31 protein-coding genes are annotated in these 25,293 nt (G+C 68.3%); 11 read left to right on the plus strand and 20 right to left on the minus strand.

The genetic code is table 11. The annotated features are described in order from the left end of the window. Positions 1-23 precede the first annotated feature (23 nt). Together ABZS29_RS14540 and ABZS29_RS14545 are read left to right on the plus strand one after the other, a co-directional pair. A complete protein-coding gene (locus tag ABZS29_RS14540; protein ID WP_355461943.1) occupies positions 24-707 on the plus strand; it encodes a response regulator transcription factor in 684 nt (227 codons plus the stop codon). Then, positions 707-2,002, plus strand: coding sequence for a HAMP domain-containing sensor histidine kinase (locus ABZS29_RS14545; RefSeq protein ID WP_355461945.1), 1,296 nt, complete (start codon positions 707-709; stop codon positions 2,000-2,002). The genes ABZS29_RS14540 and ABZS29_RS14545 overlap by 1 nt, the downstream gene beginning before the upstream one ends. A 5-nt stretch (positions 2,003-2,007) precedes the next feature. Here the strand turns inward: ABZS29_RS14545 and ABZS29_RS14550 are convergent, their stop codons facing one another. The 4 genes from ABZS29_RS14550 to ABZS29_RS14565 form a co-directional block, all read right to left on the minus strand. Beyond that, entirely contained in the window at positions 2,008-2,727 is a 720-nt protein-coding gene (locus ABZS29_RS14550; protein ID WP_355461947.1) for an anti-sigma factor, read from the minus strand. Beyond that, positions 2,724-3,329: an ECF RNA polymerase sigma factor SigK gene (sigK, locus tag ABZS29_RS14555; protein WP_355461949.1), complete on the minus strand. Its 606-nt coding sequence runs from the start codon at positions 3,327-3,329 to the stop codon at positions 2,724-2,726. The genes ABZS29_RS14550 and sigK overlap by 4 nt, the downstream gene beginning before the upstream one ends. 48 nt (positions 3,330-3,377) lie before the next feature. After that, on the minus strand, positions 3,378-4,040 hold the full coding sequence (locus ABZS29_RS14560) for a fasciclin domain-containing protein (protein WP_355461951.1): 663 nt from the start codon (positions 4,038-4,040) through the stop codon (positions 3,378-3,380). Between the two features lie 100 nt (positions 4,041-4,140). Next, the gene (locus tag ABZS29_RS14565) at positions 4,141-5,472 is read right to left on the minus strand and encodes a PLP-dependent aminotransferase family protein (RefSeq protein ID WP_355461953.1); all 1,332 of its coding nucleotides are present in this window, start codon (positions 5,470-5,472) and stop codon (positions 4,141-4,143) included. Positions 5,473-5,487: 15 nt separating this feature from the next. Between ABZS29_RS14565 and ABZS29_RS14570 the strand changes: the two genes are divergently transcribed. Continuing rightward, entirely contained in the window at positions 5,488-6,150 is a 663-nt protein-coding gene (locus ABZS29_RS14570) for a DJ-1/PfpI family protein (protein ID WP_355461955.1), read from the plus strand. 67 nt (positions 6,151-6,217) lie between these two features. Beyond that, positions 6,218-8,707 (plus strand): X2-like carbohydrate binding domain-containing protein, encoded by a 2,490-nt coding sequence (locus ABZS29_RS14575; protein WP_355461957.1) that lies wholly within the window; start codon positions 6,218-6,220, stop codon positions 8,705-8,707. On the opposite strand, the gene ABZS29_RS14580 is transcribed toward ABZS29_RS14575, so the two are convergent. Both ABZS29_RS14580 and ABZS29_RS14585 read right to left on the minus strand, forming a co-directional pair. Continuing rightward, positions 8,700-9,158 (minus strand): cupin domain-containing protein, encoded by a 459-nt coding sequence (locus ABZS29_RS14580; RefSeq protein WP_355461959.1) that lies wholly within the window; start codon positions 9,156-9,158, stop codon positions 8,700-8,702. The genes ABZS29_RS14575 and ABZS29_RS14580 overlap by 8 nt on opposite strands. Before the next feature lie 60 nt (positions 9,159-9,218). Further along, the gene (locus ABZS29_RS14585; protein WP_355461961.1) at positions 9,219-9,428 is read right to left on the minus strand and encodes a hypothetical protein; all 210 of its coding nucleotides are present in this window, start codon (positions 9,426-9,428) and stop codon (positions 9,219-9,221) included. A gap of 87 nt (positions 9,429-9,515) precedes the next feature. On the opposite strand from ABZS29_RS14585, the gene ABZS29_RS14590 reads away from it, so the two are divergent. Next, the gene (locus ABZS29_RS14590) at positions 9,516-9,989 is read left to right on the plus strand and encodes an MSMEG_6728 family protein (protein ID WP_355461963.1); all 474 of its coding nucleotides are present in this window, start codon (positions 9,516-9,518) and stop codon (positions 9,987-9,989) included. On the opposite strand, the gene ABZS29_RS14595 is transcribed toward ABZS29_RS14590, so the two are convergent. The 4 genes from ABZS29_RS14595 to ABZS29_RS14610 all read right to left on the minus strand — a co-directional run bounded on the left by ABZS29_RS14595 (position 9,971) and on the right by ABZS29_RS14610 (position 11,876). Continuing rightward, the gene (locus tag ABZS29_RS14595; protein WP_355461965.1) at positions 9,971-10,264 is read right to left on the minus strand and encodes a hypothetical protein; all 294 of its coding nucleotides are present in this window, start codon (positions 10,262-10,264) and stop codon (positions 9,971-9,973) included. The two genes, ABZS29_RS14590 and ABZS29_RS14595, sit on opposite strands and share 19 nt — an antisense overlap. Before the next feature lie 103 nt (positions 10,265-10,367). After that, entirely contained in the window at positions 10,368-10,751 is a 384-nt protein-coding gene (locus ABZS29_RS14600) for a hypothetical protein (protein WP_355461967.1), read from the minus strand. Between the two features lie 25 nt (positions 10,752-10,776). Next, a complete protein-coding gene (locus ABZS29_RS14605) occupies positions 10,777-11,415 on the minus strand; it encodes a hypothetical protein (RefSeq protein ID WP_355461969.1) in 639 nt (212 codons plus the stop codon). A gap of 29 nt (positions 11,416-11,444) precedes the next feature. Continuing rightward, complete coding sequence (locus ABZS29_RS14610) at positions 11,445-11,876, minus strand: Hsp20/alpha crystallin family protein (RefSeq protein WP_355461971.1); 432 nt, start codon at positions 11,874-11,876, stop codon at positions 11,445-11,447. A gap of 513 nt (positions 11,877-12,389) precedes the next feature. Here ABZS29_RS14610 and ABZS29_RS14615 point away from each other — a divergent pair. Both ABZS29_RS14615 and ABZS29_RS14620 read left to right on the plus strand, forming a co-directional pair. Further along, positions 12,390-13,214, plus strand: coding sequence for a sigma-70 family RNA polymerase sigma factor (locus ABZS29_RS14615; protein ID WP_355461973.1), 825 nt, complete (start codon positions 12,390-12,392; stop codon positions 13,212-13,214). A gap of 30 nt (positions 13,215-13,244) precedes the next feature. Next, positions 13,245-14,258, plus strand: coding sequence for a DNA topoisomerase IB (locus tag ABZS29_RS14620; protein ID WP_355461975.1), 1,014 nt, complete (start codon positions 13,245-13,247; stop codon positions 14,256-14,258). Between the two features lie 25 nt (positions 14,259-14,283). Here the strand turns inward: ABZS29_RS14620 and ABZS29_RS14625 are convergent, their stop codons facing one another. Continuing rightward, positions 14,284-15,009, minus strand: a complete 726-nt coding sequence (locus tag ABZS29_RS14625; protein WP_355461977.1) for a sigma-70 family RNA polymerase sigma factor — start codon at positions 15,007-15,009, stop codon at positions 14,284-14,286. 229 nt (positions 15,010-15,238) lie between these two features. Between ABZS29_RS14625 and ABZS29_RS14630 the strand changes: the two genes are divergently transcribed. Genes ABZS29_RS14630 through ABZS29_RS14640 form a run of 3 tightly spaced genes read left to right on the plus strand, consistent with a single transcriptional unit; the run spans position 15,239 to position 17,050 of the window. Next, complete coding sequence (locus ABZS29_RS14630; RefSeq protein WP_355461979.1) at positions 15,239-15,823, plus strand: hypothetical protein; 585 nt, start codon at positions 15,239-15,241, stop codon at positions 15,821-15,823. 19 nt (positions 15,824-15,842) lie between these two features. Then, complete coding sequence (locus ABZS29_RS14635; RefSeq protein ID WP_355461980.1) at positions 15,843-16,706, plus strand: SDR family NAD(P)-dependent oxidoreductase; 864 nt, start codon at positions 15,843-15,845, stop codon at positions 16,704-16,706. Beyond that, the gene (locus ABZS29_RS14640; protein ID WP_355461982.1) at positions 16,706-17,050 is read left to right on the plus strand and encodes a nuclear transport factor 2 family protein; all 345 of its coding nucleotides are present in this window, start codon (positions 16,706-16,708) and stop codon (positions 17,048-17,050) included. Before ABZS29_RS14635 ends, ABZS29_RS14640 begins: the two co-directional genes overlap by 1 nt. Here ABZS29_RS14640 and ABZS29_RS14645 read toward each other — a convergent pair. The 9 genes from ABZS29_RS14645 to ABZS29_RS14685 form a co-directional block, all read right to left on the minus strand. After that, positions 17,047-17,733: a GAF and ANTAR domain-containing protein gene (locus tag ABZS29_RS14645; RefSeq protein WP_355461984.1), complete on the minus strand. Its 687-nt coding sequence runs from the start codon at positions 17,731-17,733 to the stop codon at positions 17,047-17,049. The two genes, ABZS29_RS14640 and ABZS29_RS14645, sit on opposite strands and share 4 nt — an antisense overlap. Positions 17,734-17,769: 36 nt before the next feature. Further along, entirely contained in the window at positions 17,770-18,651 is an 882-nt protein-coding gene (locus ABZS29_RS14650; protein ID WP_355461986.1) for an SDR family oxidoreductase, read from the minus strand. A gap of 57 nt (positions 18,652-18,708) precedes the next feature. Beyond that, on the minus strand, positions 18,709-19,353 hold the full coding sequence (locus tag ABZS29_RS14655) for a HemK2/MTQ2 family protein methyltransferase (RefSeq protein ID WP_355461987.1): 645 nt from the start codon (positions 19,351-19,353) through the stop codon (positions 18,709-18,711). Continuing rightward, entirely contained in the window at positions 19,350-20,429 is a 1,080-nt protein-coding gene (locus ABZS29_RS14660) for a YbdK family carboxylate-amine ligase (RefSeq protein ID WP_355461989.1), read from the minus strand. The genes ABZS29_RS14655 and ABZS29_RS14660 overlap by 4 nt, the downstream gene beginning before the upstream one ends. A gap of 219 nt (positions 20,430-20,648) precedes the next feature. Next, positions 20,649-21,134 (minus strand): CinA family protein, encoded by a 486-nt coding sequence (locus ABZS29_RS14665; RefSeq protein WP_355461991.1) that lies wholly within the window; start codon positions 21,132-21,134, stop codon positions 20,649-20,651. Positions 21,135-21,168: 34 nt separating this feature from the next. Next, the gene (locus ABZS29_RS14670; protein WP_355461993.1) at positions 21,169-21,867 is read right to left on the minus strand and encodes an ANTAR domain-containing protein; all 699 of its coding nucleotides are present in this window, start codon (positions 21,865-21,867) and stop codon (positions 21,169-21,171) included. 228 nt (positions 21,868-22,095) lie between these two features. Then, entirely contained in the window at positions 22,096-22,314 is a 219-nt protein-coding gene (locus tag ABZS29_RS14675; protein WP_355461994.1) for a hypothetical protein, read from the minus strand. A gap of 77 nt (positions 22,315-22,391) precedes the next feature. Continuing rightward, entirely contained in the window at positions 22,392-23,360 is a 969-nt protein-coding gene (locus ABZS29_RS14680; RefSeq protein WP_355461996.1) for a polysaccharide deacetylase family protein, read from the minus strand. 5 nt (positions 23,361-23,365) lie between these two features. Beyond that, the gene (locus ABZS29_RS14685; RefSeq protein ID WP_355461997.1) at positions 23,366-24,295 is read right to left on the minus strand and encodes a hypothetical protein; all 930 of its coding nucleotides are present in this window, start codon (positions 24,293-24,295) and stop codon (positions 23,366-23,368) included. Positions 24,296-24,471: 176 nt separating this feature from the next. On the opposite strand from ABZS29_RS14685, the gene ABZS29_RS14690 reads away from it, so the two are divergent. Continuing rightward, positions 24,472-25,293, plus strand: coding sequence for a hypothetical protein (locus ABZS29_RS14690; protein WP_355461998.1), 822 nt, complete (start codon positions 24,472-24,474; stop codon positions 25,291-25,293).

Raw genomic sequence — 25,293 nt, forward strand, 5'->3', positions numbered from 1 at the left:
GGTGGGTGGTTAGGCTCGCGGGTATGGCTCGGGTGTTGCTGGTGGAGGACGACGACGCGATTCGTACGTCGCTCTCGAAGGCTTTGACGGCGGTCGGGCATGTGGTGACGGCGGTGGCGGGTGGCGCTGACGGGGTGGCGGGGGTGGCGCGGGAGCGGCCGGAGGTGGTGTTGCTGGATCTGGGGTTGCCGGATCTGGACGGTCGGGACGTGCTGGCGATGGTGCGGGCGGTGAGCGACGTACCGGTGATCGTGGCGACTGCGCGCGACGATGACGCGAGTGTGGTCAGGCTGCTGGATGCGGGGGCCGACGACTACGTGATCAAGCCGTACAGCTCGGCTCAGATCGATGCGCGGATCCGGGCCGTACTGCGGAGGCTCGGGACTGATCAGCAGGACGTGACGGTGGATGTCGGGCCGCTGAAGATCGACCCGCGGAGCCGAGAGGTGACGCTGGACGGGCGCCCCGTGGATCTCACGCGGAAGGAGTTCGACCTGTTGCTCGCGCTCTCGCGGAGACCGGGGGCCGTGGTGAGCAAGCGTGAGTTGCTGGCGGAGGTGTGGGGGCTGCCGTGGGGTGGCGGAGACAGGACCGTCGACGTTCACCTGTCCTGGCTCAGGCGCAAGCTCGGTGAGACGGCCGCCGCGCCGCGGTTGCTGCACAGCGTCCGTGGTGTCGGCGTCAAGCTCGCCATTCTGGACAGCTGATGCGCCGCCGGATCCTGCTGCTCTCGGTGGGCATGACCACGCTGGTGCTGGTCGCGTTCGCCGTACCGTTGAGTCTGCTGCTGCGCAGTTCGACCGCGGAGGAGTCCAAGGAGAAGGCGCGCTACCGGGTCGAGTCGGTGGCCTACTACGTCGGCGACAAGGACCGCACGGCCGACGAGATCACGGCGTACCTCGAGGGCGTCGCCAAGGACGGTCCGGGCAGCATCTCGGTCCGATTGGCCGACGGTACGACGCTCGGCCAGGGACCGCCCGGCGGCGTCCAACCGCCCAAGTCGCAAGCCACCGACTACGACGACGATCACAAGGGCCCGCCGAAGATCGGTGATGCCGACTACCGCAAGCTGAACGGCGGCGTGGCCGTCGAGATCGCGGTCGGTACGCCGCACGGCCCGGCTTCGGTCTGTCTCTACCTGACCGGCGCCGAGCTGCACCAAGGCCTGATGCCGCGGCTCGTCGTCCTGCTGGGCGCCGGTCTGCTCGTCCTCCTGCTCAGCATCGCCGGCGCTGAGTTCGTGTCCCGTCGCCTGGCCCGCCCGCTCGAAGAAACAGCCAGTACGGCGGAACGCCTGGCCGGCGGTGATCTCGAAGCCCGCGCCCCGGTCACCGGCCCGGCGGAGGTGGCCAAGGTCGGTGCCGCCCTCAACCTCCTCGCCGATCGCATCGACGAGGTCATCGCCGTCGAACGCGAATCCGTGGCCGACCTCTCGCACCGACTCCGAACGCCTCTGACAGCACTAAGGCTCCAGGTCGAGGCACTCCCGGATCGCGAGCGCGCCGAGGAGCTCAATACCCAAGTCACCAGCCTCGAACGCACCCTGACCGCGGTCATCAGCGCCGCCCGCAGACCGCAGCGCGAAGGTCGCGTCCCACACTGCGACGCCGTCGAGGTGACCCGCGACCGCGCGGCCTTCTGGGAACCGCTCTTCGAGGATCAAGGCCGTGAGCTCACTCTCGACCTCCCGGAACCGCCCGCGATGGTTCGATCGGCGAGCGAAGACCTGGCCGCCGCCCTCGACGCGCTCGTCGAGAATGTCGTCGCCCACACCCCGGACGGAACCCCGGCCCGGATCACGTTGCTGCGCACGGAAAACGCCGTACAGATCACCATTGCGGACGAGGGACCCGGTATCCCGCTCGGAGCGGGGGAGCGCGGTCGCAGCGACCGCGGCTCGACCGGACTCGGCCTCGACATAGCTCGCCGGTATGCCGAGGCCACTGGCGGCCACCTCACCATCCGTCGCAACGAAGTGGTCCTCACCCTCGCAGCGCCTTAGCAGTCTCAGGTCATGGCGAAGACGGCGACCGGGTCTGTGGTCGGTTTCGGCGAACCGCCGGCCGGTTCCTCGGTGAGACCGAAGGTGGTCTGACCGACCACACCACCCTGGATCACCGTCGCGACATCACCCGAGGTGAGGCCGATCGAGCGCGCCTTCTGCGATGCGTCCATCAGCCACATCTGCCAGACCTTGCCGCTGGGCGGCTTGCGCAGATCATGCAGTACGACGACGACCGCATCAGCGCGCGCGGACATCACCACCGTCGCCTGTCCGCCGCCAGCAATCCCGCCGTGCGAGGTCTTCGCGTCCGGCTGGGCAAGCACCGAAGCCATCTGCTGATTGGCCTCGACCGCTGCCTGCTTGTCGCGGTACTGATCGACCGCAACTCCACCGGCCCCGGCGATCACGAGCGCCGCAGCGGCCAGCGCGAAGACCGAGCGTCGGCTATAACGCTTATCTGCAACGACTTCCGGCGTACCGGAGACCAGTGGCGGCAGCTGCCGAACGTTCTCGATCGCGTCCATGACACTGGCCTTCAGATGCCCTGGAGGCGCGGTCTCGACCTGGGTGGCGAGCTTGATCGCGGCCTCGCGAAGCTCGGCCACCTCCGCGGTGCAGAACTGGCACTCGGCGAGGTGCGCCTCGAAGCGGGTCCGCTCGTCATCGGGCAGAGCGTCCAGGACGTAAGGCCCGGTGAGCGTGTGAACGTCTGGTTCGGTCATGGCGTACCCCCCTTGGTGGTTCCGAGGCAGTCGCGGAGGCGAATCAGGCCATCGCGCATGCGGGCTTTGACAGTCGGCAGTTTGGCGTCGAGCTGGTGGGCCACTTCCAGGTAGGTGTAGCCGTTGTAATAGGCCAGCGTGATCGATTCTCGCTGCAGGTCGGTCAGCGTGCCGAGACACCGGCGGACTTGTTCGGCCTCGAGGCGCGTCGTCACGGTGTCGGCGACCTGGTCGTAGTCGACCTCGGTACTGCGGGCGCCGACCAGTTCGGTCCGGTCGGTCGCGGACTGTTCGGAGCGGACCCGGTCGACCGCCCGGCGGTGGGCGATGGTGAGGATCCACGCGTGCGCCGAGCCGCGGGCGGCGTCGAAGCGGCTGGCGGTGCGCCAGATGTCGATCATCACCTCCTGCGTCACCTCCTCCGACTGGGCCGGATTGCGCAGGACCCGCCGTACGAGACCGTAGACCCAGGGACTGATCCGGTCGTAGAGCGTGCTGAACGCCGCGGTGTCGCCGACGGCAGTCCGCGCCAGCAAGTCCGCATCGGTGACTCCTGGCCGGGATCCGTTGCCCGGCCAGGGGAGTGCGGTCGGTCCACTCACGCTGCGTTCCTCTGTTCGACCTTCATAGTGACGTAGTGCGGCTGGTGCTCAGGCGGCCGGGGGCATCAGGACCGAGTCGATCAGGTAGACGGTCGCGTTCGCCGTCTTCACGCCGCCGCAGATCACGTTGGCGTTGTTCACCTTCAGGTTCTGGCCCGAACCGGTGACGGTGAGCTCCTGCTTCTCCGCCGTCGCGTGCTTGCCGACGACCGCGGTCGGGTCGAGCTGGCCGGCCACCACGTGGTAGGTCAGGATCTTGGTCAGCAGCGGCGCGTCGGTCTTGAGGGTGTTGATGGTCTTGGCGTCGATCTTCTTGAAGGCGTCGTCGACCGGGGCGAAGACGGTGAACTCGCCGCCGTTCAGGGTCGAGACCAGGTTGACCTTCGGGTTCAGCTTGCCGGAGACGGCGGCGACCAGCGTGGTCAGCAGCGGGTTGCCGGAGGCGGCGGTGGCGACCGGTGCGGCGGCCATGCCGTCCACCGAGCCGGCACCGGTCGGGTTCGCCTTGGCGTAGGCCTCGCAGCCCGGGCCGACGAGGCCGGCGGCGTTGTCCATCGACGGTTCACTCGACGGCGCGCTGCTCGGGGCCGAGGTCGGCGCGGAGGCGGCGGGGGTGTCGGCCTTCTTGTCGTCACTGCCACACGCGGCGGTCGCCAGGACGAGGGCCAGTGCAGTCGCGGCCAGGCCGGCGCGGACGATCTTACGAGACATGACGATCTCTTTCCTGAGTGAGTGATGTGAGCGGGTGTCGCTCACACCCAGCACTTCGGGGCCGCCGGAGACCCGGATGGGTGCAACCTCAGAAAAAGTTTCAGCGGTCCCGTTCCAGCTCCACTTCCTCCCGCACAGCCCGTACGGCGGCCGCCAGGTCCGCGAGCGGGACCGAACCGATCGCGAGCCGCAGCGCCTGCGGTACGGCGGCAGTCGTGGCGAACGGCGCTGCCGTGGAGACCGCGATCCGCCGATCGGCCAGCGCCGCCACGATCCGGTCCGGCCGGGTATCCGTTGGCAACGGCAACCATCGCACGTACGACGACGGATGCCCGATCGACCGCAGCGAGCCCAACGCGGCCAAGGTGATCCCCTGCCGCTCACGCGCATCGGCACGCTTCTGCACCTCGAGCCGATCGACCGTCCCGTCCTCGAGCCACCGGCAGGCGATGGCTGCCGTGACGCCCGGCGTCTGCCAGGTCGTGGCCATGATGACGCGTTCGATCGCCGGGACCAGCTCGACCGGCGCGACGACGTACCCGATCCGCAGGCCGGTCGCGACGCTCTTCGACAAGCCGGACACATAGACCGTGCGCTCCGGGGCGAGCGTCGCCAGCGGGGGAGGCGTCTCCTCGGCCAGATACGCGTACGACGCGTCCTCCACCACCGCCAACTCGTGGCGCTGGGCAACTTCCACCAATCGTTGCCGCGTCGCACTATCCAGCACCCAGCCGAGCGGATTGTGCAGCGTCGGCATGACATACAGCCCGCGCACCCGCCGACGTCGGCACAACTCCTCCAACGCAGCGACATCGATACCGTCGGTGCTCGCCGGCAGCGGAGCCAGCTCGAGTCCTAGTGTGCGAGCGAGCACGATGAACCCGGGATAGGTGATCGCATCCACCGCGATCACATCGCCCGGCTGGAACATCGCCATCGCCGCCACCGCCAGTCCGTGCTGAGCGCCATTCACCATCAGCACTCGCTCTCGGCCGACGCTCAACCCACGGCGACGCAGATGATGCGCGACCGCCTCGCGGTCCTGCGCGCGTCCCCGATGCGGCTGGTACCGCAGCAACGACTCGAGATCCCCAGCGGCCGCGAGGTCGCGCAACGCCTGCCGCAGCAGGTCGGCCTGCCCAGGCACGGAAGGCGAGTTGAAGCTCAGGTCGATCGCGTCGACGGCCACCGCGCGCTGGTCGAACTCATCCACCGAAGTCTGGTCGCGAACGAAGGTCCCACGCCCCTGCTCGCTACTCACGAGCCCCATCGCGGCCAGCTCGGCGTACACGCGAGAGGCGGTCACGAGTGCGATGCCCTCGGCAGCGGCGAGCTCCCGATGCGTGGGCAGCCGCATCCCGGCAGGCCGCCGACCAGCCCGGATGTCCGCCGCCAGTACGTCGACCACCCGCTTGTATTTCGGTGTCCGCACCACCGCATTGTATGCATGACAATTCGTCGATCGTCATGGATCGAGCGGCGTACCGTCCGGGACATGCACATCGCGATCCTGACCTTCGACGGCTACAACGAACTCGACTCGCTAGTCGCCCTCGGCATCTTGAATCGAGTCCGCGAACCCGGCTGGCGGGTGTCGATCGCGAGCCCCACGGCACGCGTCCGCTCGATGAACGGCGTCACCATCGACGCCGCGATCGACCTCGACGAAGCCTGTACGGCGGATGCCGTCATCGTCGGCAGTGGCAGCAAGACCCGCGAGGTGGTCGAGGACCCGGCGATCATGCCCGTACTGCGTGGTCTCGACCCCGACCGGCAACTGCTGGCCGCGCAGTGCTCGGGCGCACTCGTGCTAGCGAAGCTCGGGCTGCTCGCCGATGTTCCGGCGTGCACCGACCTGATCACCAAGCCCTGGGTCGTCGCGGCCGGCGTCGAGGTGCTCGATCAACCGTTCTTCGCGCGGGGCAACCTGGCCACGGCCGGCGGTTGCCTCGCGTCGACGTACCTCGCGACGTGGACGATCGCCCGGCTGCACAGTCTCGAAGCTGCCGAGGCCGCCATGCACTACGTCGCGCCGGTCGGCGAAAAGGACGAGTATGTGACCAGAGCGCTGCGCAACGTCACGCCGTACCTGTCTCCCGCGTTGACTTGAGCGGTAGAAGCATCGGATTTCCTATCGGATCTTGACGGACTTACTTAACCCGATCAAGATTCCCATCATGACCCGATCCCCTCGAACCACAGTGCTGCGAGGTCTGTTCGCAGGTCTCCTGATCGCCGCGCTGCTGCCCGCCGGCTCCGCGCTCGTCTCGGCGGCCGCGCCGTCGCCCAAGCCGATCCCCGGCCAGGCGCTCCCGCTGCAGAAGCCTGCCACCAAGCCGGTCCCGGCAACTGATGCCGTGGTGACACCCGGCGGGCCGGCCGGAGCGAAGGCCGCCAAGCCGTACCGCGGCTGGAGCAGCTACAGCATGCAGGTGTACGCCGGGCACGGGAACACCTGGATCAACGCCGCCCAGCTCAAGGCGCAGTCCGACGCGATGCACGAGAAGCTGCAGCCGTTCGGCTACGACTACATCAACATCGACGCCGGCTGGAACGGCGGGATCGACGGCTACGGCCGCCCGACGCCGAGCGCGGAGAACTACCCCGACGGCTTCGGGGCGGTGATCAGCCACATCCACAACAACGGCCAGAAGGTCGGGATCTACAGCATCCCCGGCATCGGCCAGAGCGTGATCGACGCGAACCTGCCGGTGTACGGCGCTCCCGAGTGCAGGACCGGTGACCTGCCGGTGCGGCCGCTGGTGAAGGCCGACTACTGGGGGATCGGCTACAAGATCGACTTCTCGAAGCCGTGCGCGCAGAAGTACATCGACTCGATCGCCGACCTCTACGCATCGTGGGGGATCGACTTCCTGAAGTTCGACAGCGTCACGCCGGGCTCGGGTGTCAGCGACCTCTCGCTGGATGCCCGCGACGATGTGAAGGCCTGGTCGCAGGCGCTGGCCCGGCACAAGATCTGGCTCGAGCTGTCCTGGGCGGTCGACATCAACTACGCCGACACCTGGAAGCAGTACGCGAACGGCTGGCGGATCGACTGGGACGTCGAGTGCTACTGCGAAGGCGTCGCCCTCACCGCGTGGCCGAACATCAACCGGCTCTTCCCCAAGCTCGCCGACTGGTGGCGGCACGCGGGTCCGGGCGGCTGGAACGACCTCGACTCGCTCGACGTCGGCAACGGCCAGATGGACGGTCTGACCAAGGACGAGCGCCGTACCGCCGCGACGCTGTGGGCAGTTTCGGCAGCGCCCATGTACATCGGCAACGACATGACCCGGCTCGACCAGTACGGACTCGACCTGCTGACCAACCGTGAGGTGCTCGCGGTGCAGGCCGCCGGCCGGCCCGCGCAACCGCTGTCGACCAAGACGAATCGGCAGACCTGGTTCTCCCTGAACGCGGACAACAGCTACACCGTCGCCCTGTTCAACCTCGGTCAGACCGACGCGAACATGACGGTGAACTGGGCCGACCTCGGCCTGAACGGCGCGGCCAAGGTCCGCGACCTGTGGGCCAAGAAGGACCTCGGCACGTTCGCGAGCAGCTTCACGGCGAACGACGTACCGATCCACGGTGTCCGGCTGTTCAAGGTCACTCCGCAGAAGAACTCGACGATCAAGGTCAACGACGACGACCTGCGGGCGTCGTACGCCGGTGATTGGAAGCGCAACGGCAACTTTGAGGTACCGGCGGTCAGTGAGCCGCTGAACGTCACCGTGACCGACTCGCCGAACGCCGCGAAGGCGGCCGACGCATCCACCCGGACAGTCGAGGTCAACAACGACAACCCGCAGATGGTCTACACGGGTTCGTGGAGCCGCAGTTCGGGCCGCGGTCTCGGCGATTATCAGGACGACGTCCAGTACACCGAGCAGAACGGCGACGCGTTCTCCTACAGCTTCGTCGGGAACGGCGTCGACTATGTCACCGAGACGCACAACTCCCAGGGCGAGGTGGAGATCTACATCGACGGTCAGCTCAAGCAGACCGTCAACACCTACCAGGCTGACGGTCGTGGCGCCCAGCAGGTCGTCTTCAGCATCTCCGATCTGCCGAACGGCACCCACACGATCCGTGGCGTGAAGAAGTCCGGTCAGTTCATGCTGGTCGACAAGCTGAACATCCGGCAGGAGAGCCTGCTGAACCCGGACAAGGCAACCTTCAACAAGGCACAGGCTGCCGACGTCAGCACCGAGATCGGCCGCGACCCGGGCGAACTCACAGCGCTGGTCAACGGCACGACCGAGCTCGTCAAGGGAACCGACTACACGGTCACCGGTCGCACGGTCACGATCAAGAAGGAGTACCTGGCCAAGCAGCCGGTCGGGGCCACCGCCCTCACCTTCCGGTTCCGCGGCGACTACCGCGACGACGTACACAGTGCCGCCGCCAACGGCGCATCCGTCTCCTTCACCTTCACCGGTACGGCGGTCAACTGGTCGACGGCATTGGCCCCGGACCAAGGGGAAGCCGACGTCTACCTCGACGGCAAGCTGATCCGCCGCGTCAACCTGCACGGCGACGCCCGCGTCACCGCGCACCAGGCCTTCAGCGCCACCGCACTGACGAACACTCAACACACCCTCAAGATCGTTAAGGTCTCCGGCGACGTGCTCCGGCACGACACCTTCGCCTACATGATCAAGTAAGCGTCGCAGGCGTCGTCTGGTGGGCAGCCCGAAGAGTGTTGAGCAATTCGGGGGTGAGCTGCTCACCAGACGCGAAGGCTTCCGCGACAGCACGGAAGTAGTTCTCGTAGCCGGCCGGCGTGAACAGCATGGTGAGACGTGCGGGCTCGTCGGTCAGGTTGCGAAAGCCGTGCGCTTGCCCGCGCGGTACGGCGACCGAGCCGCCCGGCCCGACCTCGACCGGACCGGTCGAGGTGTCGAAGGTGACGACGCCCGACCCGATCAGGAAGTATTCCTCATGACCGTGATGAATGTGCGGCGCGGCCCCCAGCGCGCCCGCATTCAGCACCGAGTCGACCACCGCCAGCCCGCCGGCAGTCTCCTCGCCGGTGACGCGGATCGTCAAAACGCCGAAGGGCATCAGCAATTCGTTGCCGGAAGCACCTATCACAATCTCCGGGAAGCTCGTCACCCCCGGAAGCTTAGGTCGTCACGGGTTCGCGGACACCAGGCCGCGGACGATGGTGCCGGCTCAGTGGTTGTCGGGGTCGACCGGGGTGGTGTCGGAGTGCCGGCTCTTGGTGCGCTCGTCGGAGTGGACGGCGGTCTCGCCGGTCCCGCCTTCACTGACCGACTTGGCGATGGTGACCGCGCCCCGGCCGGCGGCGAAGAGCGTCCACAGCAGGTAGCCGACCGCGGCCAGCACGATGATGATCAACGGAATGACGATTGCGGCGCCCATGACGGTTCTCCTCGGATAGCGACTCGTTGCCAGGTACCCCGGATCAGCCCGGCTATCCACGGTTTCGCGCTCGGGTACCGCTTCTTCATGCAGTCGTTCCTGCCGACGCCGGACTTCGCCGAGACAGCCGCCCTGCTGGATCCGCGGCGGCTCGGCAAGCAACGGGTGGAGGCCCTGCAGATCTTCCGCGGCCTCACGATCCCGACGTACGGGTGGCGGCATCACCCGGCGGTGAAGATGTGGATCGGTTACGAGGAAGCGCTCGTTCGGTACGGCCTGGAGATGTGTGCCGCGTGGACGGCGAGCGGCCGCGCGGACACGTGCGCGCTGACCTTGCGGACCGAGCTGAACGACGTCCTCAAGGTGCGCACCCCACGGCTGCAGGCGGAGCTCGCCGCGGCGGATGAACTGCCACCGTGGCTCGGTGACGAGGCCCTGCATCGCAGCCACCGCTCAGCGCTGCTCCGCAAGGACCCCGACTACTACAGCCGATACTTCGACGAGCCCAGAGACCTTCCGTACGTCTGGCCGGCCTCCGACCGTCAGCGTGCCTCGGCCTGACCGGTGAATTCCCGAAGCAGGCGTTCGAGGCGACGCACGGTGGCGGGCGGACAGGTCGTCGGACCGCCCTGGTAGACGCCGCGCACGAAAGCCTCGGCGACTTGGCAGGCGGAGACGTCGCACTGCGCCGCCCACTCCCGCAGTTGAGTCCGCGCTTGTGCGGACGACAGGTCGTACCACTCCATCAGGACGCTGACGGCCTGGCGTGCGACGGCTTCGTGTTCGGTCAGATGGTGGCTGCAGAGCTTGGTACTGGCGTCGATCGATTCCAACATGGTTGCCACTTCCTCACTGCTCCCGTCGGCGGTGCGAGGCTGGTTTTACAACCTCAATGCCGGCAGCGGTGGCGCGAAATACCGTACCCAGCCCGCAAACCGGTCAGGCGGCGGCAGGGACGAGGCGGTGGGCCTGCGGGATGCGCGGCTGGTCGGCGGCGGGGTCGAGCAGCCGGATGGCGGTGCCTGTGCGGTCTGCGAAGACGGCGTACCGGCCGAGGGGGCTGTCGTCGGGCGTGAGCAGCCAGTCCAGGTCGGCGTGGTCCGCGTAGAAGGCGTCGAGGTCGCCGACGTCGTACACGCCGCCGGTGCCGAGGGCGGCCTCGGCGGGGTCCCGCACCAGCGCGATCAGAGGTTCGCCGGCCGTGGGGCCGAGGAGGGCCGAGTCGTCGCTCGGCCAGCTCAGCGGCTCCAGGCCGAGCGTGCGGTAGTACTCGACACTCGCTTCGAGGTGTTCGACCGGGCGAAGTTCGAACAGGAGCTTCATACGCGTCGTCCTCCCAGTGGGCGCTTCAGGATCGTTTGCGTTCCCGGCCGGAACGACGCGCCTCGTCACTGCGCGCGCCGAGCTCGGAGATCCGGTCGGCCAGGTCGGGATGCTGTTCGGAGAGTTGCGGGCCGGCGGCGGTCAACGGAGCCAGCAGTGCGCTGGTGTCGTCGTTGCCCAAGGCATCATGTACGGCGGCCACGCTGGCCTGCGCTGTGGAGTTCAGCCCGCCGAGAGCAGCGACCTGCCCGGCGACTCGCCGCAGGTCGGCCGCGTTGTCGCGGGCCCAGACTGCGACCGCGCGTTCGCCGGCGCGCTCGTCGCGGGTCGCCTGGACGCGTTGCTCGCGGTTGAGCCCGGGCTCGGCGGCGTTCGGCCGGAGCCGGAGGTAGCGGCGTTCGGCGGCCTGCCGGGTGGCGACTCCCAACGCCGGCGCCAACTGGGCCCAACTGGTGCCGGCCGTCCTGGCCGCGTCGATCAACTGCGGTTCCCAGGTGTTCAGGCAGTCCCGCAGTTGCCGTAGCTGGTGCAGTGCTTCGAGGAATTCGTCCGCGGACGCGGTCTCCGCCGGCTCGGTGGAGACGGCGGCGGCACGCGTCCGCAGGACATCGGTCAGGCGCCGGAGCGCGTCCGCAGGTGGGATGAGCGAGGGGTTCTGCGGCATCTGCACTCCTGTCCGAGGCCTGACCGGGATCAGGCGCTCAGCTGCTGTTGTTCGTTCTCCGCCTTGCTGCTGATCGTGATCTTGCGAGGTTTGGCCTTGGCCGCGACCGGGATCCGCAGCGTCAGTACGCCGTTGTCGTACGTCGCGCTGATCTGATCGGCGTCGAGGGCGTCGCCGAGGAACAGCTGGCGCGAGAACACACCCAGCGGTCGCTCGGACACCTGCATCTCCACGCCGTCCTCGAGCGCGGCAGGCCGCCGCTCGGCCTTGACGGTGAGCACATTGCGCTCGACGTCGAGACTGATCGCCTCCGGCGTGACGCCGGGCAGGTCGAACGCCACGACGTACTCGTCGCCGCAGTGGTAGGCATCCATCGGCATCGGACTCGGCCGCGACCAGGTGCCGCTCAGCTGCTGGGCGAGCCGGTCGAACTCCCGGAACGGGTCGGTGCGCATCAACATCGTTCCACCTCCATCATCAGCAACAGTCGGTGTCAACACGCACCACCGTTCTACCACTGTCATCAATCCGTTGACAAGCCCACTGTCACTGAACCGTTGACGCGGAGGCTGGGAGTTCGAGTTAGTCGGTACATTTTCGGGCCTAGGTGACGAAAAACTACCGCCTAACGAACCCGGGGGCCGGGCGGAGACATCCCACTGTTCTGACCGCAACCAAAGCCCGTCAGCCCCAGTTGCCGCGAGCGCGGTCGCCCACTCCGCCATCCAGCTCAGCCACCGCATTCGCCGAGCCGCGCTATCCGGTGGCTTTTCGGGCCTGGGTGACGAAAATTCACCTGGTCGGCATGCTCGCTCAGGCGGATGTCGCGCGGCACCTGAACAAGAAGGACACCGGCGACCTCGTGCAGGACATCTCGGGCGCATGACGCCGACGGCGGTTGGGTACGGGGTGCAGGCGTCAACGACGGTCTAAAAAAGGCTGTGCCCTGACGCCTGGTGGTGAGGGTGGCTGTCATGCCTTCTCTCGAGAGTGTTGTTGACGCCGTACCGACGCAGTGTCATTCGGTGCAGGATCGGGCCGCGCGCGAGGCAGCGACGCAGGAACTGTTCCAGCGGCGGTCCGGCTGCACCGATGACGCCGAGCGCAGGCGCTGCCTGGAGCTGATCGTCGAGCTCAACATCGAGATTGCGCGCGGTATCGCGCGCCGGTACCGCAACAAGGGCCCTGACCCGGAGGACCTGGATCAGGTGGCCTACCTCGGTCTGGTCAAGGCGGCGCGGGGTTATCGGCTCGACGCGGACACGCCGTTCATCGGCTACGCGATTCCGACGATTCACGGCGAGCTCAAGCGGTACTTCCGCGACGTCGCCTGGACCATCCGGATCCCGCGCAAGTTGCAGGAGATCCAGGGGCTGCTGATGACCAAGGTCCCGCAGCTCGAGCAGGAGCTGGGCCGGCAGCTGCGCCCGGACGAGATGGCGGCCAGGCTGGGCCTCGACCTGCAGGACGTCGAGGACGCCTTGGCCGCGCGAGGATGCTTCGACGTGCTGTCGATGGACTACCCGGTGGCGGACGGGAACCTGGTCCTGGCCGACGTCGTGGCCGACGACGACGGCCACGACGTCGACCGGCTGGAGCGGATCGACATGCTCCAGCCGATCCTCGAAGACCTGTCCGCACGGGATCGGCGGATCCTCGAACTGCGGTTCGTCGAGGGCTGGACACAAGGCGATATCGGGGCCGAGATCGGGGTCAGTCAGATGCAGGTCTCCCGGCTGCTCCGGCAGATCCTGGGCACGTTGCGGACTCGCCTCGCGCCGCTGTCGCAGGCCGCCTGACGGCGGCTTAGGCGCGGGTACCGGTCGGACATGCGACTTCGCCGTAGCCATCCTGACCAGCCGGGGTACACCCGCCGGCGACGCGGTCGGAGCTTCAGCTACCTCGACACCGAGGGCAAGACGATCAAGGACACCGAGATCGTCGAGCGGATCCGGACGCTGGCGATCCCGCCGGCCTGGACCGACGTCTGGATCTGCCCGTATCCCAACGGCCACATCCAGGCCCTGGGCACCGATGAGGCCGGGCGCCGGCAGTACCTGTACCACGACGACTGGCGGACCGCCCAGGACGCCGACAAGCACGACCGGGTCCGGCAGCTGGCGCGCAAGCTGCCCGCGTTCCGGGAGGCGGTGGACGCCGATCTGTGCGCCCGGGGCCTGGGCCGGCAGAAGGTGCTGGCGGTCGCGCTGCGGATGCTCGACTACGGCGTCTTCCGGACCGGCAACACCCGGTACGCCGAGGAGTACGGCAGCCGGGGAGCCGCCACGCTGCTGCGGGACGACGTCAAGGTCAGCAAGGGCAAGGTGGTCTTCGACTTCGTCGCCAAGGGCGGTCAGGAGCGCAAGCTCGAGTTGGAGGACGACCGGCTGGTGGCCGCGGTGCGTTCGCTGAAGCGCAGCCGGCACGGCGGTCCGCGACTGCTGGTGTACCGCGACGGGTCGGGCTATCACGAGATCGACGCCGGGATGGTCAACGAGCGCTTCCACGAGCTGGTCGGTGACGACTACACGGTCAAGGATCTCCGGACCTGGACGGCCACGGTGCTCGCCGCCGTCGAGCTCGCCGAGGCCGATCCGCCGACGACGAAGAAGGCTTTGAACGCGGCGGTCAAGGAGATGGCCGAGGAGGTCTCCGACCATCTCGGCAACACACCGACCGTCGCGCGGGCGTCGTACATCGATCCGCGGGTGGTCGAGCAGTACGAACGCGGCCGCACGATCACCAGCGCCGTCGAGCGCGTCGGTGACGACCTCGACGACCCGGAGACCCGCGCCGCGCTCGAACGCTCGGTCAACCGCCTGCTGGACCAGGACGCCCGCTAGGCGCGGGCGTCGGTCCCGCGGCCGATCAGCTGGTGAGGGCGAGCCGGAGCCGGAGCATGATGCTGTGCAGCAGCCGCGAGATCTGCATCTGGCTGATGCCGATCTCGGCGCCGATCTCGGCCTGGGTCCGGTGGTCCACGAACCGGCGCTGGAAGATCAGCCGGTCCCGGTCGGGGAGTTCGTTCACCACCGGCAGCAGGGAGTTGACCTGGTTGACCAGCTCGTAGGTGTCGTTCGGATCGCGGACCAGCTGCCCGAGATTCAGCGCGGCGTCGTTGGGCAGCGGCGCGTCCAGCGAGCTCGGCTGGAAGCAACCCCGGGCCTGCTCGGCCTCGATCACCTCGCAGACCTCGACGTCGAGCGCCTCGGCCAGCTCCCGACGCGTCGGCCAGCGGTGCAGCTCCGCGGCGAGTTCGGCCTCGACGGACTGGACCTGGGTCTGGATCTCCTGCAGCCGCCGCGGCAGCTTGACCGCCCAGGCGTGATCGCGGAAATGATGCCGGATCCCGCCCCGGATCGTCGGTACGGCGTACGAGCGGAAGTCGGAGTCCTCGGTGGGCTGGTAGTTCCGCACCGCTTTGATCAGGTACTCGAGGGCGACCTGGTCGAGGTCTTCGTTGTCGACGCCGCGCCCGTGATAGCGCCGGGCCAGAGTCCGCGCGAGCGGAATACCGGCCAGGATCGCGGCGTCGAGGAGTGCTTCGCGCTGCGGGCCGCGCGCGGTATGAGCGCGGCGGAGGAGGCGCTCCATCCGGGCAGCCTCGTCGGCTCGGCGCGGATGCGGGGAAGTCGGGCACACAACATCGGGGTCGGTGGGCGACATGAGGCGAGTCCTGCCTGCCAAGAGTTCCGGCTGATGCGGCACGGTGTTCGACCACGGCCCGGAACGGGCACCTTGTACCCACGCCGAACCGATCCGAATCACGGGGCATGCAGCCTCGCGGCCCGGGTACCGCCGAGCTCCGGAGGAGGGGAGCGACGTGGGAATCTACAAGACCCTGTGGCGGATGAGCTGCCTCGCCTTCGTCGGCACCGGAGTGCTCGCCGCGCTGCTCGTCGTACCGGCCGGAATCTGGCTGACCCTGGCCGTGCCGGCGGCGATCGCCGGCTGGGCGCTCTACGTCGCGCGCGGCGGAATGGACGTCGGACCCCAACCGTCGCCGGGCCAGTGGGCCCTGCGGAAGGTCGCGAGCTGGTACGCCGTGCTGATCGCCGTCGTCGGTCTGACGATGATCCTGCACGCCGCCGCCGTGCTCCTGCTCGCGGTGATGGCCGCCGGATCACCCCGGGCACTTCGCTGGTACGGCGGATCGCAGCCGACGATGCCCGGTACACACCAGCAGGCGTTGAGTACGAGCGACCTGTGCCGCGAATGGATGGCGACGTACGGCGAGTTGGTCAATGCACCGTCGTCGGCCGCCCGCCTGCGCATCGTGATGAAGCGGCAGCGGTGTCTGGACGAACTCGAGCGGCGTGATCCGGATGGCCTGCAGGCTTGGCTGGCCTCGGCCGCGAGCGCCGGTGGCGACCCTCGCCGCTACCTGACCGGTCCTGGGCGTGAATAGCTGCGGGAACCGGCACTGCATGGCTTCCCCAGAACAAGGACAGGCACTGCGCACTGTGGTGATCACCGGCGCCGGCAGCGGGATCGGTGCGGCGACGACGATCCGGCTGGACGAGGAGGGATGGCGCGTGTTCGCCTGCGTCCACAGCGCGGACGACGGTGCGGTCATCGATCGGCAGACCTCCGAGCGGGTCACTGTTCTCCCGCTCGACGTGACGAACGCCGACTCGATCAAGGATGCGGCGGCGGCGGTCGACCTGGCGCTCGGCGGGGCGGGCCTCCACGCGCTGGTCGACAACGCCGGGATCGCCGTGGCCGGTCCGCTGGAGACACTGCCGATCGACAATCTCCGCGTTCAGCTCGAGGTGAACGTGGTCGGCCAGGTCGCGACGACTCAGCAGTTCCTGCCCCTGTTGCGGCGTACGACGGGCTCCCGGGTGGTCTTCGTCGGCTCGATCGGTGGAAAGATCGCGACCGGCTTCGCGGGTCCGTACCACGCCTCGAAGTTCGCGATGGAGGCGATCGCCGATGCCTGGCGGCAGGAGCTGCTGCCCGACGGCATCTCGGTCGTGATCGTCGAACCGGGACCGCTGGCCACACCGATCTGGTCGAAGGCCGCGAAGACGCTGGACTCGCTGCCGCCGAATGCCGTCTACGACGAGCGGCTGAACACCTTGCGCGAGGTGCTCCGGCGGCGTGGCAAGGAGAGCCCCAGCCCGCAGGAAGGCGTCGATCTGATCATGCACGCCGTGAGTGCCGACCGGCCGCACACGCGGTACGCGAACGGCCTGACTGCGACCGTGCTGCCGAAGGTACGGCGGATGATCCCGGACCGGCTGTTCGACCGGTTCGCGCTGCGGGTGACCACGAAAGCAGACGCTTGATGCACGAGTTCTACGAGCGCTATCTGCGGCGCTGCAACAGCTATCGCTTCGACGACCTCGACGAATTCGTCGCTGACGACGTCGAGATCAACGGGGGGTTGGCCGGCCTCGAGAAGTACGGCGCCGGCCTGCGGTCCGTGGTGGAGACCTATCCGGACTTCCACTGGGAGCTGCATCGGCTCCTGGTCGACGGGGACTGGATGAGCGCCCACCTGTTCGACACCTACACCACGGTCGACGGCAGGCCCGCCGTACTGCAGGAGTTTGCGCTGTATCGGCTGCGCGGCGGCCGGATCGTGCAGGTGTGGGGAGATCTCGATCCGGATCGGCTGGCGAACCGCTAAGGGCGTGGATCTCTCTTCTGTGTTTCGGTGACGAGGTCCTCGGCCAGGCGACGGAGTTTCACGTTGCCGTGCTGCGAGAGCCGGGTCAGGAAGGCGAACGCCCGCTGGTCGTTCAGGCTGTACCGCTCCATCACGATGCCGACCGCCTGACCGATCGTCTGGCGGGTCTGGATGGCGTCCTGGAGATTGTTGATCTCCTGGGCGTAGCTGATCGCTATCGCGGACTGATGGGTGAAGAGCAGGCCGAGCGAGCCCAGGTCGTCGAACGCGCCGGGCTTGGTCGAGTACAGGTTCAGGGCTCCCTGCGATTGGGGCGCGTCGAACAACCGGAGGCCGGCCTGGGCCCGGATTCCCGCGGCGACGGCGGTCACGGCGTACCGCGGGAAGCGCGTGTCGGCAGCGAGATCAGAACTGATCACATGGGCGCTCTCGGTTGCCGCTTCGTAGCAAGGCCCTTCCTGCAGCTCGTACTGCGCGGCGTCGACGCCCCACAGCAGGTCGTCGGTCGGGGCAGCCGTCTCCACCCGCCCGTCGCTGTGCTTCAGAGTGAACGACGCGTACTCGACCAGCGGCAGCACCTCGACCGCCGCTGCCGTGATCCGACTCAGGGTATGGTCCAGGTCACCGGGTGTCAGCGATTTCGACAACCGGCCGGCCGCCTCCAGCAGTCCTGAGTCATCCATCCACTCTCGGTACCCTTCCAGGGCCTTTGCATGCCACTAGGGCAGGGGCTTACCGCCGGTGATGCCGATGCGCTCGCCAGTGATGTAGCTGGAGTCCGACGACGCCAGGAACACGTACGCGGCGGCTAGTTCGGCCGGCTGTCCGGCCCGGCCGAGGGGCGTATCGGCACCGAACTGGTCGACCTTGTCCGGCGGCATCGTCGCCGGGATCAGCGGTGTCCAGATCGGCCCCGGAGCCACCGCGTTCACCCGGATGCCCTTCGAGGCCAGCTCCTGGGCGAGGCCCTTGGTGAAGTTCAGGATCCCGGCCTTGGTGGTCGCGTAGTCGAGCAGTTGCGGCGACGGCTCGTAGGCCTGGATCGAGGTCGTGTTGATGATCGCCGAGCCGGGCGCCAGGTGCGGGATCGCCGCCTTGCTGAGCCAGAACATGGCGTACAGGTTGGTCTTCAGCACCCGGTCGAACTGCTCGGTCGTGATGTCCGCGATCCCGCTCTGGGACATCTGGTACGCCGCGTTGTTGACCAGAATGTCGAGACCGCCCAGGTCCGACACCGCACGGTCGATCAACTGCCGGCAATGCTCCTCGTCGGTGATGTCACCGGCCACGGGCACCGCCTTGCGGCCCGCCTCCTCGACAAGCCGGCAGGTCTCCTGGGCATCGGCCTCTTCGCTGTCCAGATAGGAGATCAGTACGTCGGCTCCCTCGCGAGCGAAGGCGAGCGCTACCGCCCGGCCGATACCGGAGTCGCCGCCGGTGATCAGCGCCCGTTTGTCCGTGAGCTTCCCGCTGCCCTGATAGCTCTTCTCGCCGTAATCGGGCTGGTGGTCCATCTCGCGGCTCAGACCCGGGTGCTCGAGCTGTTCCTTGTCCTGGCTCTCCGGTCCCGGGTAGCGGTCGGTCGGATCTTGATCAGACATCGGGAAGAACTCCTTGTACGTCGGGTTTCCGTGCGCCTCTGCGGTACCCACGGACAATCAGCTCGGGCCGACCGCGCGGATGACGACGACGTCCTCGTGGTCGATCTCCGCCGGGATCGTGCCGGCCTTCTGCTGCGCACGCATCAGCGGTCCCAACGGCCCCCGTACCGATGTCCGCACCTCCACCTCGACCAGCCCGGCGTTCCGCAGCCGGTCGAGGGTGAGGTCGGTGCCGATCAGCGAAGACGAGACCAGCAGCACCACTCCGCCTGGCCGAAGGTGGGCAGGGGCCGCATCGCACAAAGCGTCGAGGACGATCCGCCCGGTGCGACCGGCCTCCCAGGCCCGGCTCGGTCCGCGCCTCGGGAGATCGGTGCGCGGCGAGGGCACGTACGGCGGATTGCTGACGATCAAGTCGAATCGTTCACCGGCCACGGGCGCGAAGGTCTGGCCGCGCAGGGTGCGGACGTGGACGCCGTGCCGGATGGCGTTGAGACGGACCGTGAGCAACGCTCGTCGGGACACGTCGACGGCAGTCGTCTCTGCTCCGCAACTGGCTGCGGTCAGAGCGAGCACGCCGCTGCCGGTACAGACGTCGAGTGCTCGTGATCCGGGGCCGAGGTCTTCCTGCCGGATCGCGTCGGCCAGCAGCCAGGAGTCGGAGATCGGGGCAAAGACGCCGGGCAAGGTCAGCAGGTTCATTGGGTGAACACCTCCGCAAGCCAAGGGACGACCCGCTCGGGCCCGAGGGCGCGGAGGTGGTCGACCGGTGGATTTTCGATCAGAGCGCGCGCATCGTCGAGAGCACCGTCGGCGTGCGGCTCGACGGCGTCGAGGAGATCGTGCAGACAGCGGGCGGTGGGTCTGGCCTCGCCGGTCCGCAGGTCGAGAAGGTTGCCTCGGACACCGTCTCGCAGGGCGGCCCAGCGGTTTTCCGCGATCCGCCAAGTCGGGGCCGGCGGCAACAATTCGCCGTACCGGTGCTGGTCGGCGAGCCAAGCACCGAGTGCGTGGACGAACCGGACCAGTGCGCTGGTCCGGCCGATCGTCGCCTGGACGTCCAGGACACGCAGTTCGAGAGTTCCGTACCGCGGATGGGGACGCAGCTCCCACCACCACTCCGCCGCGTCGGCCACGGCACCGCCGCGGATCACCCAGGCGAGGTCGTCGGCGTACTGGTCCCAGGAGGTGATGATTGGCGGGACGCCCTGGCGGGGCAGGCCGGAGGCGATCACCGGGCGCACCGAGCACAGGCCGGTGTCGCGCCCGCCCGCGAAGGGCGCCGCGCCCGCGAGTGCGGCCAGCTCCGGGAGCAGGTTGCGGAGCCCGTGGTAGACCGCCAGCGTGCAGTCCGGATCGCCGAAGGCGAGGTGCACTTGGAGGGACGAGACCAGTTGGCGGCCGATGATCTCGCGGTAGCGGTTCATCATGCCGGCGGCTCGATCCGACGACCGCAGAGCGACGACTTCGCCGGCCTGCGGGTGCACAGGCGTGGCGATCGGCGCCAGGCCTGGGTCGCAGGCGGCCGCGATCAGCTTGCGGCAGGTCCGGAGCTCCTCGATCGCACTCGGTACGCCGGTGTGTACCGATGTCGCGATCTCGACCTGGCAAGCCATCAGCTCCGGCTTCACCCGGGGATCGTTGACCGCGGCCACCACATCCGCGGCAGCGTCGACCGGCAGACCGGTGGTCCGGTCCACCAGCAGCAGTTCTTCCTCGAGTCCCACGGTGCCGGGCGCCGTACCGGAGATCAGGGAGGGCAGCGGCACCTCGGTCACGGAGCCTCCGGGGGTCAGGTTTCGGGAGGTCTTCGGTACCCCGGGCAGGGGCCTCCAATCAGTTGCCCCGCACCCGAATACAGGGTCGCGTCGCGGGTACCTAGCCCGTCACTTCGGTCGGCGGAACGGTGGGAGCCGGTCGAAGACTGTGAGGGGAGCGGGGATGGTCGTCGAAGCCCAGGCGTGGACAACCTGGGTGTGAGGTGGCGGCCATCCCCGTCAGTGCGGAGTCTCCAAGGCCGTGCGGAGCAGCTGCAGGGCGGCGACAGTCGACTGCTCGATGACCTGGGTCGGATCGCCGTCGAAGTGATGGTGGCCGACCGCCTCGCGCGAACCGGCCCGGACCGCGAGGTAGACCGTGCCGGCCGGGTGGCCCTCGTCCGGATCAGGTCCGCCGACGCCGGTCACCGCGACGGCGAGGTCTGCGCTCAGGAGCTCCGCGACGCCCGTCGCCATCTGTGCGGCGCAGTGAGCCGTCACGACCGGACCAGGGTCGACTCCGAGCACCTTGAACTTCACGTCCGCGGCGTACGCGACCACTCCGCCGACGAACCAGGAACTGGCCTCCGGGGCCGCGCCCAATTGGTTCGCGATCATTCCGCTGGTGAGGGACTCGGCGACCGCGACGCGTGCGCCGCGTTGCTGCGCCAGGCGCGCGACCTGCTCCGCGAGCTGCTGGGCTTCATCAGAAGAAGTGGATTGCATACCTGCCGGTACCCGATCCCATGCCCGCGGCCGATCAGGATGTGTCGTCGTCGGAGAAATGCAGGCGCCGGCTGATGATCTCCTGCGCGACCGCTGCCAGTGTGGTGTTGTGCGCGAAGGCGTGCGCCCGGAGCAGCGCGAACGCGTCGTCCGGGTCCACTCCGAGCTGGGCCACCACCATCCCAGCCGCCTGGTGGATCTCCGAGCGGGCTGCCCACGGTCTGCCGTCGAGGTCGGACTCGTCGGGCGCGATCTTGACCAGTGCGGCGCCGATGGCGTTCGCCAGGAACTGCGCGTGCTCGGGATCCGGCAGTTCCGGAGTGCTCTGATGAATGCTCAGCACCCCGATCACACTGTCGGGCCACGGCCGCATCGGTACGGCGTACAGGGTCTCGGCGGTGGGGATCGAGCGGGCGGCCTGCGTGAACAGCGGCCACGGCCCGTCCCCGGCACTCAGGTCGGCGACGGTGATGCGCTCGGTCTGGTAGGCCGCCGTACCGGGGCCTTCACCGACGACCTCCTGAAGGTCCTCGAGGCGGGCCGCCAGATCGTCGGTCGTGCAGAGTGTGATCCGGTCAACGGTGTTGTAGGACAGGGTGATCGCCGCACCGCCGCCACCGAGAATCGCCAGGTACGCCTGGCACAGCCGGCCTTCCAGTGGTTTGCCGGAACTGTCGTCGGCGATCAGTCGCGTCAGCCGGCCGAGCATGGCGGCCCGATTCAGATCGGCCATCGGTCGTCGTCCCGTCGTTCGCAGCAGCTTTGAACTTTCAGTACCCGGGTCTGCGGTTCGCACGCTTGCTCTCGGGACGGATGGGCACTGGCGGGGGCAGGAACTCGGATCGCGCGCGAGGTCAGGGTTCCAGGTTCCGGGAGTTCAGACCAGCAGCCTTCGGAACCGCCTGCAATTGAGTGCGAGTGCCCGGCCGCGACTGCGACCGGGCACTCGTCGTACGGATGGTCAGTTCCACCAGTAGAAGTGGTAGCCGCCGCCGCTGTAGTAGATCTTGCCGACGATGTAGTTCTTGACGAACCCGTAGTCGTACCACTTGGCCCAGCAGGCGTTGTAGTCGTAGCCGCACGCAACCTCGCCCTGTGCCGCGTGTGCCGCGGTGGCTCCACCGAAAGCCATCGCGACGACCATGGTCGCTGCCGCGATCATTCGTCTGCTTGTCTTCATTACTCTGCCCTTTCTCGCTCGTGTGCCGCCTTGCGAGTGCCCGGTACCCTGAGTAATCAGGGATAAGCACTCTGCAACTATCGCGAGGTGTCGCGGCGCAGGCGGTCCAGCCAGTAGGCCATTTCCAGCGCGCCCTTGCCGCCGGCGTGCGAGCTGCAGCGGATCCGTGGGATCGCCATCGGATCGAAGTCCTTCCGGTACGACGAGGGTGCCGGGTTGGCGCCGACGAGCAGCACACCCTCGTTCCGGTACGCCGTCGGTCCGGATCCGCCCTGGGCCAGCAGCGACCGCCGGCGCGGGTGAACGCCGAGCGGCAGGGCGAGTGTGCGTGGTGGCGGCACCCCGGCGGCCGCGACCAGCGCGGACAGCCCGCCGAGCTCGGCCTGGACCTCGGCGTCGCTGAGCGACCGCAGGTTCGGGTGCGTGAGGGTGTGGTTGCCGATCTCGCAGTCGAGTTCCTCGAGCTTCCGGAGCGCGCGGGCGACGTCGGCGCCCCGATAGCCGAAGGGGTTCTGGTTGATGTAGAACGAGGCCACCGCGGGGAAGTCCGGATGCCTGCGCTGGAAGTCGAGCATGATGCCCAGCGCGGACTGGGGATCCACGCGGCCGCGGGCGTCGACCGCGAACTGCCGCGGGCTGCTGTCGTCGAACGTCAGCACCACCGGCGTCTTGCCGGCCGGCACTGTGGAGAAGTTGCCGCGGGCAAGGTCGATGGTCCGGATCGGGTGGTACTTCTCGCGATACAGCCGCTCCAGCTCGGCGCGGAAGAACTGTGGCGTCATGTCGTAGGTGCCGGATTCGCCGTCGACGAGACGATGGTGCATGAGCACGGGCACCATTCCCATGAACGGAGGCGCGGTCGCCGTGACGGATGGTGCAGCCGGCGTGGACGGTGTCGGCTGGGCCGGTGGGCGTGGCGACGTACGAGCTGCGACGTGGTCGGCGACCACCGGTGCGGGATCGGGAGCACCAGTGTCGGCGCAGCCGGCTAGGCCTGCGCTCACCGTTACTCCGGCGGTGAGCTGCAGGAACTGACGCCTGGACACCGGGTTCATTCGTAGATCACCAGCTCGGGCCGCGGCTTGAGTGCCAGCACCTGTGGCGGTGTCATCAGCGCGCCGTGCCGGGTGTCTTCTTGGTAGAAGAGCTTGAAGCCCGTGTGAATACCCTTGGGAAGTGTCTTGGTCAGACCGCGATAGGTCGCGACCTTCTGCCCCATGTTGCCGATTCCGTCGACGGACTTGAGCGTCACCACGCCGGCATGCGTGCGGAGGGTCTTCTCGTTGTGCACGATCGGCTTGGACAGCTGGTGGAACACGAACAGCTTCTCGGGGAGGCGGTGCTTGCTTACCAGGCTCGACAGGTAGGCGCCGATCGCGTTCAGCTCCGCTCCCGACGTACGGCCGAAGACGCGGCCGGGCACTTGGCCGCGCCCGACCTCCCACTCGGGGTCGACCGCGAGCCCGACGTCCGGTTGGCGCAACCAGGGCTCAAGGAGGCGTACCTCGTCGAGTGGCTTCGCCTGGCCGGGCTGGACGTCGAGCATGAGCAGCATCTTGTGCTTGCGTGCCACGGCCAGGTAGCGATCGATCGCCGCGGGGTTGATCCGGGAGCGGTACTTGCCGTCGCCGCCGGCGCTGCCTTGGGCGGTGACCACGATCAGCTCCATCACTGGGAGCGTCTTGCGACCGCCCTGGTACGACGCGGCCAGCTTCTCGAGGCGGGCGGCACGCTCATCGAGGTTGCTGTCCAATGGGCCGAGCGCCGGTGACCCGGGCGCGCCGACGAAGGCGACCAGTTGGTGATCCGGCAGTAGTCGCCGGCCGCCGCGCGGCAACTGCGGCAACGGTTTCGGCTTCGGCGACGGGGTGGTGGCTGTCGGGGAAGGTTTCTTCGACGGCTGGCTGAGCTGGTCCGCGGCGACGTCGGTGGGGACGTCAGCACAGCTTGCCAGCAAGGAGATCAGTGCGAGGGCAATCAAGCAGTGGACTCGTCCGAGCACGGGCAACCCAGGTTTCTGCAGTAGCTCCAGGCAGCGTCCTTGTACCCGGCCACTACGAAGTGTAGCCGAAAGCTCACTGTTCGTACGGGGTGAAGTGCGGAGGTTTGTTGGGTCGGCGGTGGGTTACCGACGGCCCGAACCGAAGGGAGTTACCGATGACCTCCACCACCAATTCGACGACCGGGAGCGGTCAGTTGAGCGACAGCGTTCGGGCCGAGGCCGGTGCCGTCCAGGAGACGACGGTCGACGCCACCCGGGAAGTTGCGGGAACTGCCAAGGAGCAGGTCGGCGTCGTCGCCACGGATGTGCGGGACCAGACCCGCCAACTGCTCGGCGAGACCCGTGACCAGGTCACCCAGCAGGCCGGGCAGCAGCGGGACAACGTCGTAGGCGGACTTCGCTCGCTCGGCGACGAACTGCGCTCGATGGCCGAGCACGGCTCCGGCTGGGGTGCGCAGGCCGCGCGGCACGGCGCGTCCTGGTCCGACCAGGCCGCCGGATTCCTCGACGGCCGTGAGCTCAGTGACGTCGTCGAAGACCTCCGGATGATGGCCCGGCGCCGCCCCGGCCGCTTCCTCGCGGGTGCCGTCGTCGCGGGGATCCTCGCCGGTCGTGCCTCCCGGGCATTGGCCGCGGGCGCCCCGACGCCGTCGAGCCCGGCGTCGTCCAACGGCGCACTGCAGGCAAGGCCCGCTCACGCCCGTCCGTCCCGGACTGATGTTCCGGGAAGCTATCCCGCGACAGGCTCCGGCTCGGCCGGCACGGACCCGTACGACACAACCCGGTCCACAGGTCCGGTCGGCACGCCGCCTGAGGGACCCCTCGGCGACCTGCCGGCGGGCGGCGTACCGGGGCGGTCGGACGGACTGCCGACAGCCGGTACGGCGATGCCGCCGCCGACCCCGACCCCGACGATGCCCGACCTGGATCCGGGGGCACCGGTCGAGCCGGAGTTCGGTCCGCGGACGGAGCGTTGA

The sequence above is a fragment of the Kribbella sp. NPDC005582 genome, from assembly GCF_040605415.1.
Classification (GTDB): domain Bacteria; phylum Actinomycetota; class Actinomycetes; order Propionibacteriales; family Kribbellaceae; genus Kribbella.